This window comes from Streptomyces sp. Tu 2975 (genome assembly GCF_009832925.1).
GTDB lineage: Bacteria > Actinomycetota > Actinomycetes > Streptomycetales > Streptomycetaceae > Streptomyces.
Window position 1 is genome coordinate 3,775,488 of the sequence record NZ_CP047140.1, and the last position, 15,004, is coordinate 3,790,491.

The 15,004-nt window shown below is 70.0% G+C and carries 9 protein-coding genes and 3 pseudogenes; 4 read left to right on the top strand and 8 right to left on the bottom strand.

The features are described from left to right. Window positions 1–347: 347 nt before the first annotated feature. The 6 genes and pseudogenes from GLX30_RS16595 to ssd all read right to left on the bottom strand — a co-directional run. Window positions 348–683: pseudogene (locus GLX30_RS16595) on the bottom strand (TadE family type IV pilus minor pilin); the annotation flags it as partial. 115 nt (window positions 684–798) lie between these two features. Further along, a complete protein-coding gene (locus GLX30_RS16600; protein ID WP_159689235.1) occupies window positions 799–999 on the bottom strand; it encodes a DUF4244 domain-containing protein in 201 nt (66 codons plus the stop codon). Window positions 1,000–1,051: 52 nt separating this feature from the next. Next, a complete protein-coding gene (locus tag GLX30_RS16605; protein WP_159689238.1) occupies window positions 1,052–1,840 on the bottom strand; it encodes a type II secretion system F family protein in 789 nt (262 codons plus the stop codon). Further along, window positions 1,837–2,673 carry a type II secretion system F family protein gene (locus tag GLX30_RS16610; protein ID WP_159695079.1) on the bottom strand — a complete coding sequence of 279 codons (837 nt, stop codon included), beginning with the start codon at window positions 2,671–2,673 and terminating at the stop codon, window positions 1,837–1,839. Before GLX30_RS16610 ends, GLX30_RS16605 begins: the two co-directional genes overlap by 4 nt. Before the next feature lie 14 nt (window positions 2,674–2,687). Next, on the bottom strand, window positions 2,688–3,836 hold the full coding sequence (locus tag GLX30_RS16615; protein ID WP_159689240.1) for a TadA family conjugal transfer-associated ATPase: 1,149 nt from the start codon (window positions 3,834–3,836) through the stop codon (window positions 2,688–2,690). Continuing rightward, window positions 3,833–4,936 (bottom strand): septum site-determining protein Ssd, encoded by a 1,104-nt coding sequence (ssd, locus tag GLX30_RS16620; RefSeq protein WP_159689243.1) that lies wholly within the window; start codon window positions 4,934–4,936, stop codon window positions 3,833–3,835. The genes GLX30_RS16615 and ssd overlap by 4 nt, the downstream gene beginning before the upstream one ends. A 532-nt stretch (window positions 4,937–5,468) precedes the next feature. Here ssd and GLX30_RS16625 point away from each other — a divergent pair. Continuing rightward, on the top strand, window positions 5,469–6,320 hold the full coding sequence (locus GLX30_RS16625) for an HAD-IB family hydrolase (protein WP_159689246.1): 852 nt from the start codon (window positions 5,469–5,471) through the stop codon (window positions 6,318–6,320). A 432-nt stretch (window positions 6,321–6,752) separates the two neighbouring features. Here the strand turns inward: GLX30_RS16625 and GLX30_RS16630 are convergent, their stop codons facing one another. Further along, entirely contained in the window at window positions 6,753–7,583 is an 831-nt protein-coding gene (locus GLX30_RS16630; RefSeq protein ID WP_159689249.1) for an oxidoreductase, read from the bottom strand. A 102-nt stretch (window positions 7,584–7,685) separates the two neighbouring features. Between GLX30_RS16630 and GLX30_RS16635 the strand changes: the two genes are divergently transcribed. Beyond that, the gene (locus tag GLX30_RS16635) at window positions 7,686–8,672 is read left to right on the top strand and encodes an ATP-binding protein (RefSeq protein WP_159689251.1); all 987 of its coding nucleotides are present in this window, start codon (window positions 7,686–7,688) and stop codon (window positions 8,670–8,672) included. A gap of 84 nt (window positions 8,673–8,756) precedes the next feature. On the opposite strand, the gene GLX30_RS16640 is transcribed toward GLX30_RS16635, so the two are convergent. Then, on the bottom strand, window positions 8,757–10,067 hold the full coding sequence (locus GLX30_RS16640; RefSeq protein ID WP_159689254.1) for a hypothetical protein: 1,311 nt from the start codon (window positions 10,065–10,067) through the stop codon (window positions 8,757–8,759). Window positions 10,068–10,439: 372 nt separating this feature from the next. On the opposite strand from GLX30_RS16640, the pseudogene GLX30_RS16645 reads away from it, so the two are divergent. Beyond that, window positions 10,440–12,727 (top strand): annotated as a pseudogene (locus GLX30_RS16645) (bifunctional SulP family inorganic anion transporter/carbonic anhydrase). A gap of 226 nt (window positions 12,728–12,953) precedes the next feature. Then, window positions 12,954–14,908: pseudogene (gene acs, locus GLX30_RS16650) on the top strand (acetate--CoA ligase). Window positions 14,909–15,004 lie beyond the last annotated feature (96 nt).

Sequence of the window (15,004 nt, forward strand, 5' to 3'; positions counted from 1 at the left end):
GGCACCACCTTCATGATCGCCGCTGTGGCCGTGCCGGGCCGCTCGAAGCGTTCGGCCCTCGGCACGCCGACGACAGGTGCGGGCCCTGTGTCGCTTCCCCGGCCCCCTCGGTCCGCCCGAACCAGCACAAGGCTCCCTCCCCGCTCCTCAGCGCCGGCCCGGTGTCCGTGGACCCTGGCGCCCGGGGCGGGGCCTGAGACAGCCACCAGGGCCGATGCCGGGGGCGGGGCGGCGCCCCGTACGGTGCCGCCGGGCGGCCGGTCCCGTGCAGCCTGGCCCGCGACGGTCCGAGGGCCGGTGCCCGGCCCCACGGCGGCGCCCGGCACGACCGCCCTCTGCTCCTGTTCCACGGAGTCCTCGGCGAGCGCGGCCGCCTCCGCGCTCAGCGTCAGGGCAAGCGCGCCAGGTCCGGGAGTGTCCGCCTCGACGCGTACGCGCCACAGGTCACCGTTCCGTGTGAGGGTGACCGCGGAGCCGCGCGGTGCAGCGGAACGGGCGGCGGCGAGCGCCGCGGCCTGCGGCTCCGACCTGGCCGCCGCGCGAGCACCGGCCCGCGCGGCGTCCACGCACTGGATCTGGGCCGAAGCCGCCATCAAGGCCCAGACCAGCCCCATGGTGAACATCACCAGTGCCGGCACGGCGACGGCGGCCTCCGCCGTCACGGACCCCCTGTCCCCGAACAGCGTGCCGCAACCATTGCCTCGGGCATCGTCTCGCCCCGGGCCGACCGCGCCCCCTGGCCCCGACCCTGCGCCTAAAGCTGACCCGGTGCCAGGGCACGCATCCGCGCCGGATGCCTCAGAACTGCGCATCGAGCGCCTTCCCGATCACGGCTTCCAGCGCTCCCGATACCGTGCCGCTGGTGACGATCTTGTAGAGGACCGCCGCGAACGCGCACGCGGCGATCGTTCCCATCGCGTACTCGGATGTGGTCATTCCGTCGTCGGCGCGCATCCTGCGCCTCAGCGCGGTCAGCCGAACCCGCATCGCTTGCCACATGTCGAACCTCCTGATGTCGAAATTGTTTTCCGCGTCATCGAGTTGCCTGCCGTCAGCTGCCGCGTAGGAGCCCGCCCGCCAGCCCGATCACCACGGGCGCCACGCCGACCGCGAGGAAGGCGGGCAGGAAGCACAGCCCCACCGGTGCCGTGATCAGCACCTGCGCCCTGCGTCCCCGGCCGGCCACGGCGCGGGCACGCTCCGCACGGAATCGCTCCGCGAGCCGGGACACCGGATCCGCGGCGGGCGCTCCGGTGGAGTCGGCCCGCTCCAAACAGCGCGCCAGCGGCTCCGCGCCCTGTATCTCCCCGAAGCAGCCCCACGCAGGCGCCGGTTCGGCACCGAGCCGGAGCTGTGCGGCAGTCCGTGCGAGGCGGGCACCGACGGGGCCTCCCAGCGACTCGCCGACCGCCTCCGCCGCCTCCCGCGGGCCCGCTCCGGCGGATAGGCACGAGGCCATCAGGTCGGCCGCGAGCGGCAACTGGCGCGCCGCCTCCCTACGGGCGTCGGCCCCAAGCGTGCCGACGCCGGTCCGCCGTTGACGGCCCTCCTGCCATCGGCGCACTCCCAAGGCAGCGACAAGTCCCACTGCGCCGCCCGCGGGTCCGCCGACCAGGAACCAGCCGGCGGCGGCCACACCCAGCGGCGCCACGCAGGGCTTGGCCCATCGTTTGAAGTCAAGGCGCCTGCTGCGGACTTCGGGCCCCGCCCGCAGCAATGCCATGCCCCTCGTACGCGCCTTGCCTTCTCTCCGCTTCGCCGCCGCCAGGAAGCCGAGGCAGGTCACAGCGGCGAGAACGGCCACCGTCGTCCCCAGCCTGTGGAGGACTTCGCCGCTCATGCCTCTTCTCCGGCACGTACGATGCGTCCGGCCCAGCACAGCCCCGCTGTCTCCAGCAGCGCTCCGATGACCAGACAGGCGATACCTGCGGGGCTGTGGAACAGCACATGCAGCGGATCGGCCCCGAGAGCCCAGCCCATGGCCAGACCCGCGACCGGCAGCAGCGCAAGCAGCACGATGGTCGACCAAGCGCCTGCCAACTGCGCCTTCAACTCCTCCCGTTGATCCATCTCCGCGCGCAGGGCGGCTTCCAGACGGTCCAACCCGGCTGCCAAACCGGCACCGCTGTCCACAGCGACCCGCCAGCACGCCGCCACCCCGGCCAACCCTTCCGCACCCGGCTGCCGTGCCGCCGTCCGCAACGCCTCGGGCACGTCTCCGCCGAACCTCGCCGCCGCCAGCACCTCGGCTTCCGCGTCGCCGAGGACGTCCGACGCCCCCACGGCGAAGAGCAGTGCCTGTGCCGGCTGCAGTCCCGCTCTCAGCTCCCCGGCCGTCGCCCCGCACAGACCGATGACGCCCTGGGCCCGCCGTTCCTCGTCCCTCCTGCGCTCCCGGGCCCGCAGCCACCGCCGCACCAACGGCACGGCGACGGCTCCCGCTGCCAGCGGCAGCGGAGATTCACCGGCGACGGCCGCCACAGCTCCCGCGGGCAGGCACAACCACTCCTTGCGGAACCTGATCACGGGCAGCAGCCGCTCCCCCGACCACCACGGCGGCACCGCCACCGCCCCTTGGCCCGCGAACAGCAAGCGCGCCCTCCGCAGCGCCTGCTCCTGCCCGCCGGTCAGCAGCCAAGCGGCCGCGATCAGGCACAGAGCCGCCGCGCACATCGACTGGACGACCGTCACAGCGCATCACCGACCAGGGCCCGCAGCCGCTCCCAGCCGGCGTCCCTCGCGAACGCCCCCTTCGCCCATCTCAGGGCCGGCACCGTCACCACCAGTCCCGCAGCGTCCCGCTCCAGCACATGGATCTCCGCCAGCCGCCGCCTGCCTGCCCCGTCCCGCACGAGGTGGATCACGACCGCGAGAGCAGCGGCCAACTGGCTGTGCAGCGCGGCCCGGTCGAGTCCGGCCGCGGTGCCCAGCGCCTCGAGCCGAGCCGGCACGTCCGCAGCCGCGTTCGCATGGACAGTGCCGCAGCCACCTTCATGGCCTGTATTGAGAGCCGCCAGGAGTTCGGTCACCTCCGCTCCCCGGACCTCGCCGACCACCAGCCGGTCGGGGCGCATACGCAGCGCCTGCCTCACCAGGTCCCTCAAGGTCACGCGCCCCGCGCCCTCCTGGTTCGCCGTGCGCGACTCCAGCCGCACCACATGCGGATGCTCGGGTCTCAATTCGGCCGAGTCCTCGGCCAGGACGATGCGCTCCCGGTCCCCGACCATCCCCAGAAGAGTGCTGAGCAGCGTCGTCTTCCCCGAACCGGTCCCGCCGCTGATCAGGAACGAGAGCCGGGCCTCGATCAGCGCCCGCAGCAGCCTGTCCCCGCCGGGTGGCACCGTGCCGGCGGTGACCAACTCCCCGACGGAGAACGCGCGGGGCCGCACGACGCGCAGCGAAAGGCACGTCGAGCCGACTGCCACGGGAGGGATCACGGCATGCATCCGTGTTCCGTCGGGCAGACGGGCGTCCACCCATGGACGGGCGTCGTCCAGCCGCCGCTCGGCCACTGCCGCGAGCCGCTGGGCCAGTCTGCGCACCGACGCCGCGTCCGCGAAGGTCACCTCGGTGAGTTCAAGGCCCCTGCCCCGGTCCACCCAGACCCGGTCGGGCGCGGAAACCAGCACGTCCGTGACCGACGGGTCGGCCAGCAGCGGCTCCAGCGGCCCCGTGCCCACCAGCTCGCAGCGCAACCGCTCCGTGCCACCCAGCACTTCGGCGTCGCCCAGCAGCCGGCCCTGCGCCCGCAGCGCCGCGGCCACGCGGGCCGGCGTGGGCTCCGCACCGCTCTCCGCGAGGCGCTGCCGAACCGCCTCCAACAGTCCGGAGCTCATGCGACGCCCTCCCCCACCAGTACGCGCTCCCAGAAAGCGGTGCAGAACCTGACCAGCGGTCCACGGCCGCTGCCGCCCGGTGGCGCTCCGGAGGTCTGCGCGGCCGCCAGTCCGGGCTCTGTCGGCAGTTCACCGGCGAGCGGCAGTCCGAGCGCGGCCGCCACCCACTGCTCGTCCAACCCCGGCGCGTAAGGACCGCGGCACACCACCCGCAGGTCCGCCAGAACCATGCCCACCGCGGAGGCCACCCTGTTCGCGGCGGCGACCGCCCGCAGCTCGCCCGGCACGACGAGCAGACCGAGATCGAGCTGTGCCAAGGCCTCCGCCACGCCCTCGTCGACGCGCCGGGGCAGGTCGACGACCACCACTCCGCCCCGTCGGCGGGCGGCCGCCAGGACGGACCTCATGGCCTGCGGGGGGATGACGACGGAATCGCCGCGGTCCCAGCTGAGCACGCGCAGCGCATGCAGCTCGGGCAGCGACTCCTCCAGCGCACCGCCGGCGACTCGGCCCTTCGAAGCGGCGAAATCCGGCCATCGCCTGCCTTCCGTGTGCTCGCCTCCGAGCAGCACGTCGAGTCCCCCGCCGAGCGGATCGCCGTCGACGAGCATCGTGCGCCGCCCGCCGCGGGCGGCCGTCACCGCGAGAGCGGTGGCCAGGGTCGATGCCCCCGCGCCGCCACGGCCGCCGATCACGCCCACGGTCAGCGCCTGACGCCCGACGCCTTCGGCGACGTCCGCGATCCGGTCGACCAGCCAGCTCTCCGCGTCCGGGAGCCGCAGCACGCAGTCGGCCCCGATCTCCACGGCTCGCCGCCAGACCTCCGGGTCGTCCTGGTCCTTGCCCACCAGGAACACCCCGCGCCTGCGCGAGGCTCCGCGGCAGCGTGCGGCGGCATCGTCGCCGACGAGGACGAGCGGCGCGCCCTCCCAACCGCCCTTCCGCTCCGGCGGCGAATGGTGGACCTCCGGCTCGGCACCCGCTGCGGCACACAACCGCAGCAGATCATCGAGCAGCTCGATGTCCTCGGTGACGATCAAGGGCCCGCAAGGCCGCTCCTCCGCGGCGCGCGGGCGGTCCGATGTGATGGATCCGGCCACGATCTCCACCCCTTCCCTCTGCGATCTCGCATCGCATCGAGATCCGTGATTCCTTCGGCCCGCGACTTACGCGGGTGGAATCACGGTGCGGCCCAGTGAAAAATCGTGTGGATCTTGCTGAAAAGCTGTGGACAACTCGCCACTTGTGAATATCCCGGTAGCTCATACCGGTGAGTGCTTGATGACTCATGGAGGGATCTCGGAGCGGCTCTGCAGACTCCTCGGAAGACTCTCGGAGAGCAGCCCGTCAACTACGGTCAGTGACGAATCCGGGGGTGAGCCGTCCGGTGCCGTCCGGATCCCTCGAAGGGCGAACGCCGGCGCCCGAAGCGCGGAAGAGCCGGGAAAACGTGCCCGGACATGCGACGACCCCCGCCGGGGGGAGAGCGGGGGTCGTCTCTCCGGCCGACTCGGGGGGGAGGAGCCGGACCGGGTTAGCACGGTCGCGAACGATCCGTGACTTCCATGGTGTACCCGAGAGCCTTCTCAGGCAAACCCACACGCCCGAGCGTACGCCGAATGGCGGGCACATATGCTCTGCCTCGTGGAAAACCACTCCTTGCCGCGCACAGCCGCCTTCTTTGACCTGGACAAGACGGTCATTGCGAAGTCATCGACCCTGACCTTCAGCAAGTCCTTCTACCAAGGCGGGCTGATCAACCGGCGCGCCGTACTGCGTACCGCCTATGCCCAGTTCGTTTTTCTCGCCGGCGGTGCCGACCACGACCAGATGGAGCGGATGCGCGAGTACCTCTCCATGCTCTGCAAAGGCTGGAACGTCCAGCAGGTCAAGGAGATCGTCGCCGAGACGCTCCACGACCTCATCGACCCGATCATCTACGACGAGGCCGCCTCACTCATCGAGGAGCATCACGCCGCCGGCCGAGACGTTGTGATCGTCTCCACCTCCGGCGCCGAGGTCGTCGAGCCGATCGGCGAACTGCTCGGCGCGGACCGGGTGGTGGCCACCCGCATGGTGGTCGGCGACGACGGCTGCTTCACCGGCGAGGTCGGCTACTACGCCTACGGACCCACCAAGGCGGAGGCGATCCGGGAACTCGCCGAGTCGGAGGGGTACGACCTGTCGCGCAGCTACGCGTACAGCGACTCGGTCACCGACGTCCCCATGCTCGCGGCCGTCGGGCATCCGTACGCGGTGAACCCGGGGCGCGGGCTGCGCCGGGAGGCGGTCCTGCGGGACTGGCCGATTCTCGACTTCAACCGTCCGGTGCGGTTGAAGCAGCGACTGCCCGGCTTCTCGATGACACCGCGGCCTGCCCTGATCGCGATGGCCGCCGTGGGGGCGGCGGCGGCCACGGCCGGGCTCGTCTGGTACGCCAGCCGCCGGCGGACCGCCGCGGCCGCACAGGCTGCCACCGGCTGACACGCGCCGCCTCCCGGAGCACGGTGCCTCGAAGGCCGTGCGGGGTGCACCGGCCTGTCAGACGACGATTCGGTTCGCCCGTATTTGAACCTAAAAGTAAAGAACTGCAGGCAGGGCTTTCACATCTGTGTCCGCAGTAGTACAAAGGAGTCACGGCCCGCGAGACCGAGGTCCATCCGAAAGGATCGTCTGTAACGCAGAAGGCCCCACGGACCGAAGCATGAAAGCTGAGCACCCACGCGACGTCGACCCGTCGATTACGGGCCAGCCGCACCAGGTGACGGGCAAAGTTCCCGACCTGATGGGCAATATTTCGAGGACGCATGGTAACTCGGGGCTCATGCCAGCGGCGGTACCGGAAGCGGTACCGCCGCAACCCGTTCCAGGGGCTTTTCCGCAGCTCAGGCTGCGTTCTCAAGCAATGCAGCAGCCTCAGGCAGCACCGCGCTGAAGCGCCTCGCACACCGCGGTCGACTCCCTGACGCCGAGTTCCACCGCGCGGGCACAGTGGGCGATCCACGCGGCCAGCCCCTCCGGCGTCCCGGTCAGATACGCCTCGAAGGCGGCGACATAGGCGGCCCTGCCCTGCTCGGCATGGCCCACCTCGGCCGGGCAGATCGACTTCGGGTCGAGCCCGCTGCCGATGAGCACGATCCGCTCGGCCGCCCTGGCGACCAGCCCGTTGTACGAGCCGAAGGGCCGCAGGGCCAGGAGCTCGCCGTGCACCACCGCAGCCGTGACCAGGGCAGGCGCGTCGGTGCCTGCGATGATCAGCTCCGCCAGGCCGTCCAGCCGGCCCGTCACCTCGGCGACGTCCGGCAGCGGCGCGTTGATCAGCGGCTCGTCCACCGTCTCGCCGGGCAGTCGCGGTCGTCCGACCGTGTCGTCGTCGACCGCGCGGCCGGCCGCGACCAGGTGCAGCCGGGCGAGGACGCGCAGCGGCGACTGCCGCCAGATGGAGAGCAGCTGCCCCGCTTCCGCCGTGAGCCGCAGGGCGGCGCCGACGGTGCGCGCCTCCGCCTCGCTGCCGAAGTCGGTACGCCTGCGCACCTCTTCCAGCGCCCAGTCCGCCCCGGACAGCGCGGCCGAACCACGCGCTCCGCGCAGGGCGGCCTCGGAAGTGATCTCGTTGCTGCGTCGGCGCATGACCCGGTGCCCGTAGACCCTGTCGACGGCCTTCCGCACGGAATCAACGGAGTCGGCAACGCCCGGCAGGGCACCGAGGGCGGCGAGGGGATCGGCCGACGAGGCGTTCGTACTCATAGGTAGCGAGGTTACGCGCGCGGGTGGGTCGCCTCACCTTGGAGTGGCCTTCCTCACCCCTCGCGGCAACGTGAAGCAATCACTCCGCTACTCTAGGTGAACATGAAGATCGCTTTCGTAGGGAAGGGCGGCAGCGGCAAGACGACCCTGTCCTCCCTCTTCATTCGTCACCTGGCCGCCAACGAGGCCGACGTCATCGCGGTTGACGCCGACATCAACCAGCATCTCGGGGCCGCGCTCGGCCTCGACGAGGCAGAGGCGGGGGCGCTGCCTGCGATGGGCGCCCATCTGCCGCTGATCAAGGACTACCTGCGGGGTTCCAACCCCCGCATCGCCTCGGCCGACACGATGATCAAAACCACCCCTCCCGGCGAGGGATCGCGACTGTTGCGCGTCGTCGAGGACAACCCGGTGTACGACGCGTGCGCCCGCACGGTCCGGCTCGACGACGGCGACATCCGATTGATGGCGACCGGCCCCTTCACCGAGTCGGATCTCGGTGTCTCCTGCTACCACTCCAAAGTCGGAGCCGTCGAGCTCTGTCTGAACCACCTCGTGGACGGCCCGGAGGAGTACGTGGTGGTCGACATGACCGCAGGCTCCGACTCGTTCGCCTCCGGGATGTTCACCCGCTTCGACATGACGTTCCTGGTGGCCGAACCCACCCTCAAGGGCGTTTCCGTGTACCGCCAGTACAGGGAGTACGCGCGCGACTTCGGTGTGGCCCTGAAGGTCGTGGGAAATAAGGTGCAGGGTCCGGACGACATCGCGTTCCTCAAGGAGGAAGTGGGCGACGACCTGCTCGTCACCATGGGGCACTCCAACTGGGTACGCGCCATGGAGAAGGGACGTCCGCCCGCCTTCGAGCTGCTGGAGGCGGACAATCGCATGGCCCTGCAGAGCCTGCAGAACGCGGCGGAGGACTCTTATGCGGCTCGCGACTGGGAGCGCTACACACGGCAGATGGTGCACTTCCATCTGAAGAATGCCGAGAGCTGGGGGAACGCCAGGACGGGAGCCGACCTGGCGGCGCAGGTGGATCCCTCGTTCATGCTCGGCGAGCACATCCCTGTGGCGCAGCCCCGCTGATGCCGACGGCCGGTCCTGCCCCAGGAGTCAGGGACGGGACCGGCCGCTGTCAGGCGCGTGCGGCGTTCGGCGCCGGCCGGCCGCTCAGTCCTTCTTGGCCTGCTCGGTCGCCGCCTTCTCGGCCGACTTCTTGGCGGGCTTGTCGGCCGGCGGGGCCGCCGGAGCCACCGGCTTGGCCAGGAACTTCATCCAGCCGCCCTTCGGCGCCTCTCCGACGTCGAGGCCCCGCAGCTTCTCGAGGACCTTCGGGTCCTGCGCGTCGAGCCAGTCCACGAGTTGACGGAACGACACGCACCTAACGTCGCTCTTCACGCACACCGTCGCGATCGTCTCCTCGATGGCGCGCATGTATGTGCCGCCGTTCCACGATTCGAAGTGGTTGCCGATGATCAGCGGTGCGCGGTTGCCCTCGTAGGCGCGGTCGAAGGCCTTGATCAGGCCGTCGCGCATCTGGTTGCCCCAGTAGGCGTGCTTCGAGGGGTCACCCTTGACGGTGCCGGACTGGTTGACCATGAAGTTGTAGTCCATCGCCAGCGTCTCGAAGGCGCGGCCGGGCACCGGGACCATCTGGAGGGAGAGGTCCCACAGGCCGAGCTCCTTCTTCGGCCACACCTGGTTGTTGACGCCGCTGGTGTCGTAGCGGAAGCCGAGCTTGCTCGCGGCGCGGATGAAGTTGTCGCGGCCCTCGAGGCACGGCGTGCGGGCGCCGATGAGTTCCTTGTCGTAGTCGAACGGAAGCGGGTCCACGGAGGCCAGGCCCGCGTTCGTCTTCCAGTTCTTGACGAAGGACTTGGCCTGGCTGATCTCGCTCTTCCACTCCTCGACGGACCAGGTGCCCACCCCGCCGTCCTTGCCGCAGAAGTGGCCGTTGAAGTGGGTCCCCACCTCGTTGCCGTCCAGCCAGGCGGCGCGCAGCTCGCGAACGGTGTCCCTGATCCCGTCCACGTCGTTGAAGCCGATGTCGGAGCGGCCGGCCGAGTGCTGCGGCGGGTTGTACATCGACCGCTTCTCCTCGGGGAGGAGATAGACGCCGCTGAGGAAGTACGTCATCGTCGCGTCGTACTTCTTGCCGACTTCGCGGAAGTGCGAGAACAGCTTCTGGCTGTCCTCGCCTGCGCCGTCCCAGGAGAAGACCACGAACTGCGGGGGCTTCTGGCCGGGCTTGAGGCGTTCTGGCCGAAGGAGGCCGGGCTGGGCGCCGGTGAAGGCCGTGGACCCGTCGCCGATGAGGCGTACGGCGCTCTTCGGCGCGGCGACCCCTTCCTTCCCGCCGGAAGTGCCCTGGTCACCGGCCGAGCCGCCCGGCGCCTTCTGGTCGGAACACCCTGCGAGACCTGCAATCAGCGCCGTGGCGACCGCGCCGACGGCGACGACCCTCTTTGTGGCGGCCAACATCCGCCCACCTCATTCCTGTGCCAATACGACTGTCTGACGGCGATGCATACGGAGCCGTCAAAGTCGCACCGCGATGGGCGGAGAGGGTGAGCGACGAGCCGAGATGAAATTACTAATCACCATATTGGGTGAAACATTGCCCTATTTGCACGGAAAATAATGCCCGAGTCTTTACTCTGCATTACGATCCATTTACCGAACGTTTGAAGTATCCCGCCGCTGCATGCCGTGACCCACGGCCGCGTCCCCATTCCGCGACCGCGCTGCCCCGGAGGAGACGGGAACCATGTCCTGCGCCCCTACTCGCGCCGACGATCCTTCGCACGAGCCCGACAAGCTCGCGAAGAGCCACCCCGCCCGACTCGGGGGGAGGTGTCCGCCACATCTCGCTTCCAGCGCCCGCACGGCCCGCCCGGCTCTTACCGCCGCTTCCGCATCGCCGGGGCCGATCTCTCGGCATCCGTCTCCGTGTTCCTGATCGCCCTGCCGCTCTCCCTCGGCATCGCGCTCGCCACCGGCGCCCCCTTGCAGGCCGGGCTCGTCGCCGCCGCCGTCGGCGGCATCGTCGCCGGGCGGCTCGGCGGCTCCCCGCTCCAGGTCAGTGGACCCGCCGCTGGACTGACGGTGGTGACGGCCGAGTTGATCCACCAGTACGGCTGGCGTGTCACCTGCGCGATCACCGTGCTCGCCGGCCTGTGCCAACTCGGCATGGCAGCGCTTCGGGTCGCCCGCTCGGCTCTTGCTGTCAGCCCGGCGATCGTGCACGGCATGCTGGCGGGCATCGGTGTCACGATCGCCCTCGCCCAACTCCACATCGTCCTCGGCGGCACCCCGCAGAGCTCGGTCCTCGCCAATGTCCAGGGTCTGCCGGCGCAGTTGGCCGACGCCCGGCCCGCCGCTCTCGCGGTCAGCGCGTTGACCATCGCCGTGCTGCTGGGCTGGTCCCGCCTCCCGGGCAGCGCCGGCAGGATCGCCCGGAAGGTTCCCGCCGCCCTCGCCGCCGTGGTGACGGCGACCGCGATGGCCGCCGTCGTCGGCCTCCAACTGCCCCAGGTCGACCTGCCCTCCTGGCGCAGTCATGCGCTGCCCTCGTTGCCCGACGGTCCGGTGCTCGGGCTCGCCGCGGCCGTCGTCACCATCACCCTGGTGACCAGCGTGCAGTCACTGCTGTCCGCGGTGGCCGTGGACAAGCTGGTCGCGGCCCGTCAGGACCCGCACGGTCTCGTCCCCCGCTCCGACCTCGATCGGGAGCTGGCCGGCCAAGGCGCTGCCAACATCGTGTCGGGTGCCCTCGGTGGGCTGCCCATCGCCGGCGTCGCCGTCCGCAGCACGGCGAACGTGGCGTCCGGCGCCGTCAGCCGGCACTCCACGATGCTCCACGGGTTGTGGATCGTCGTCGCGGCGCTGTTCCTGGTTCCGGTCATCGACCTGATTCCGCTCGCCGCACTCGCGGCGCTCGTGATGGTGGTCGGGATGCAGATGGTCAACATCACTCATCTGCGCAAGGTGAAGAGAAACCGCGAGACGCTCGTCTACGCCACCACGCTCGGCGCCGTGGTGATCACCGACGTCCTGGCGGGCGTGATCATCGGAGTGGCGGTCGCGGTCACCGTCGCGCTGTACCGGCTCACCCGGACACGGATCACGATGGAGGAACAGGAAGGCCGGTACCGCGTACGTGCCCGAGGGCAGCTGACCTTTCTCGCAGTACCACGGCTCAGCAGGTTGCTGCACGAGGTCCCCCACGGAGCGGACACGGTCGTGGAACTGGACGGCTCGTTCATGGACCACGCCGCGTACGAAACCATCCACGACTGGCAGACCTCGCACGTTGCGCAGGGCGGGACGGTGGAGATCACCGGCCGGTCGGGCGTGCCGATCAGCGAACCGTCGGACGAGGCCCATGGGTGCTGCCGCCCCTGGACCCCTGGCGCAACCACCACTGCGGTGAGCGCCCGCAGCAGGCCGACGCCCACCATCTGGCCAGTGGGATCAGCTCCTTTCAGCGCAATACCGCCCCCCTGGTCCGCGAGGAGTTGGCACGGCTGGCGCGCGAGGGCCAACGGCCCTCCCAGCTGTTCATCACCTGCGCCGACTCCCGACTGGTGACCAGCATGATCACGGCGAGCGGACCGGGTGACCTGTTCACGGTGCGCAATGTGGGCAATCTCGTCCCGCACCCGGAAGAGGGGACCGGCGACGACTCCGTGGCAGCTGCGATCGAGTACGCCGTGGACGTGCTCTCAGTGGACTCGATCACCATCTGCGGGCACTCGGGCTGCGGTGCGATGCAGGCATTGCTGGCCAGCCCGCCCGAGGGGGTGCAGACGCCCCTGAGACGCTGGTTGCGCCATGGCCAGCCCAGCCTGAAGCGGATGAAGAGTCGGCACAACCACTGGGCCAGGATCTCCGGCCGCCTGCCCACCGACGCGGTGGAGCAGCTGTGCCTGACCAATGTCGTCCAGCAACTGGAGCATTTGAGGGCCCATGAGTCGGTGGCCCGACGACTCGCCGAGGGCTCGCTCCAGTTGCACGGGATGTACTTCCACGTCGGCGAGGCACAGGCCTATCTCCTCACGAGCACGGCGGAGCAGGAGATCGACGAGGTCTTCGACAGAGTGGCGCCGGCACCCTCCACACTCGAGAAGTCGCACAGCTGAGACGTGCGGCGAAGCATGCTCCACGGCACGCCTGCACGGCTCGGATGAACCTTGCACGGACCCTGTCCGTGAGAACGTGTGGCCCCTCGTCCCCACCGCCCGGGGACGAGAGGTGCCCACAGGTCTAAACCAATATCCGGAAGGCCCTTGTCACCCGGCCCTCCGGCTGATGAGCTATGGCCTGGGACACATACGCACAGAAGACGCCCTGGGAAAGGGAGATGTCGTGAGCAACGAGAGCCTGGCCAACCTTCTTAAGGAAGAGCGGCGGTTCCCCCGCCGGCCGAGCTGGCAGCGAACGCCAACGTGACGGCGGAGGCGTACGAACAGGCCGCGGCGGACAGGCTTGGCTTCTGGGCCGAGCAGGCGCGTCGGCTCAGCTGGGCCACCGAGCCGACCGAGACCCTCGACTGGACCAACCCGCCATTCGCGAAGTGGTTCGCCGACGGCAAGTTGAACGTGGCGTACAACTGCGTGGACCGCCATGTCGAGGCGGGCCATGGCGACCGTGTCGCCATCCACTTCGAGGGCGAGCCCGGCGACGGACGCGCCATCACCTACGCCGAGCTCAAGGACGAGGTCTCCAAGGCCGCCAACGCCCTGCTCGAACTGGGCGTCCGCAAGGGCGACCGAGTGGCGGTCTACCTGCCGATGATCCCCGAGGCGGCCGTCGCAATGCTGGCCTGCGCCCGCATCGGCGCCGCGCACTCGGTGGTCTTCGGCGGCTTCTCCGCGGATGCGGTCGCCTCACGCATCCAGGACGCCGACGCCAAGCTCGTCATCACGTCCGACGGGGGTTACCGCCGTGGCAAGCCGAGCGCCCTCAAGCCCGCGATCGACGAGGCGGTCGGCCGCTGCCCGCAGGTCGAGCACGTACTCGTCGTGCGGCGCACCGGTCAGGAGACCGCCTTCACCGAGGGCCGCGACGTGTGGTGGCACGACATCGTCACCCGGCAGTCCGCCGAGCACACCCCCGAGGCGTTCGACGCGGAGCACCCGCTCTTCATCCTCTACACGTCGGGCACGACGGGTAAGCCGAAGGGCATCCTGCACACGTCTGGCGGCTACCTCACCCAGACGGCCTACACGCACCACGCCGTGTTCGATCTCAAGCCCGAGACGGACGTCTACTGGTGCACCGCCGACATCGGCTGGGTGACCGGCCACTCGTACATCGTGTACGGCCCGCTCGCCAACGGTGCGACGCAGGTGATGTACGAGGGCACCCCCGACACCCCGCACCAGGGCCGCTTCTGGGAGATCGTGCAGAAGTACGGCGTCACGATTCTCTACACCGCGCCCACGGCGATCCGTACGTTCATGAAGTGGGGCGACGAGATCCCCGCCAAGTTCGCCCTGAGCAGCCTGCGCGTCCTGGGCTCCGTCGGCGAGCCGATCAACCCGGAGGCATGGATCTGGTACCGGGCGAACATCGGCGGGGGCAAGACCCCGGTCGTGGACACCTGGTGGCAGACGGAGACGGGCGCGATGATGATCTCGCCGCTGCCCGGGGTCACCGCCGCAAAGCCAGGTTCGGCGCAGCGCCCGCTGCCCGGTATCTCGGCCACCGTCGTGGACGACGAGGCGAACGAGGTGCCCGACGGGGGCGGCGGCTATCTGGTCCTCACCGAGCCGTGGCCGTCGATGCTGCGCACCATCTGGGGCGACGACCAGCGATTCCTCGACACCTACTGGTCACGCTTCGAGGGCAAGTACTTCGCGGGCGACGGCGCCAAGAAGGACCAGGACGGCGACATCTGGCTGCTCGGCCGGGTCGACGACGTGATGCTGGTGTCCGGGCACAACATCTCGACCACCGAGGTGGAGTCGGCCCTCGTCTCGCACCCGAAGGTCGCGGAGGCCGCGGTCGTGGGCGCCACGGACGAGACCACGGGTCAGGCCATCGTCGCGTTCGTGATCCTCCGCGGTTCGGCCACCGAGGACGACAGCCTGGTCAACGACCTGCGCAACCACGTCGGAACGACGCTCGGCCCCATCGCCAAGCCCAAGCGGATCCTCCCGGTGGCCGAACTGCCGAAGACCCGTTCCGGCAAGATCATGCGCCGACTGCTGCGCGACGTCGCCGAGAACCGTCAGCTGGGAGACGTCACCACGCTGACGGACTCCTCCGTGATGGATCTCATCCAGTCGAAGCTTCCCAGCGCACCCAGCGAGGACTGACCTGGTGATTCGGTGAGCGGGTCCCCGGGCCTCCCGGGGCCCGTTCGTGCTCGCGGCTCCGCTCCCCGACGCGCGAGAGTGCCTTCTGTAGAGTAA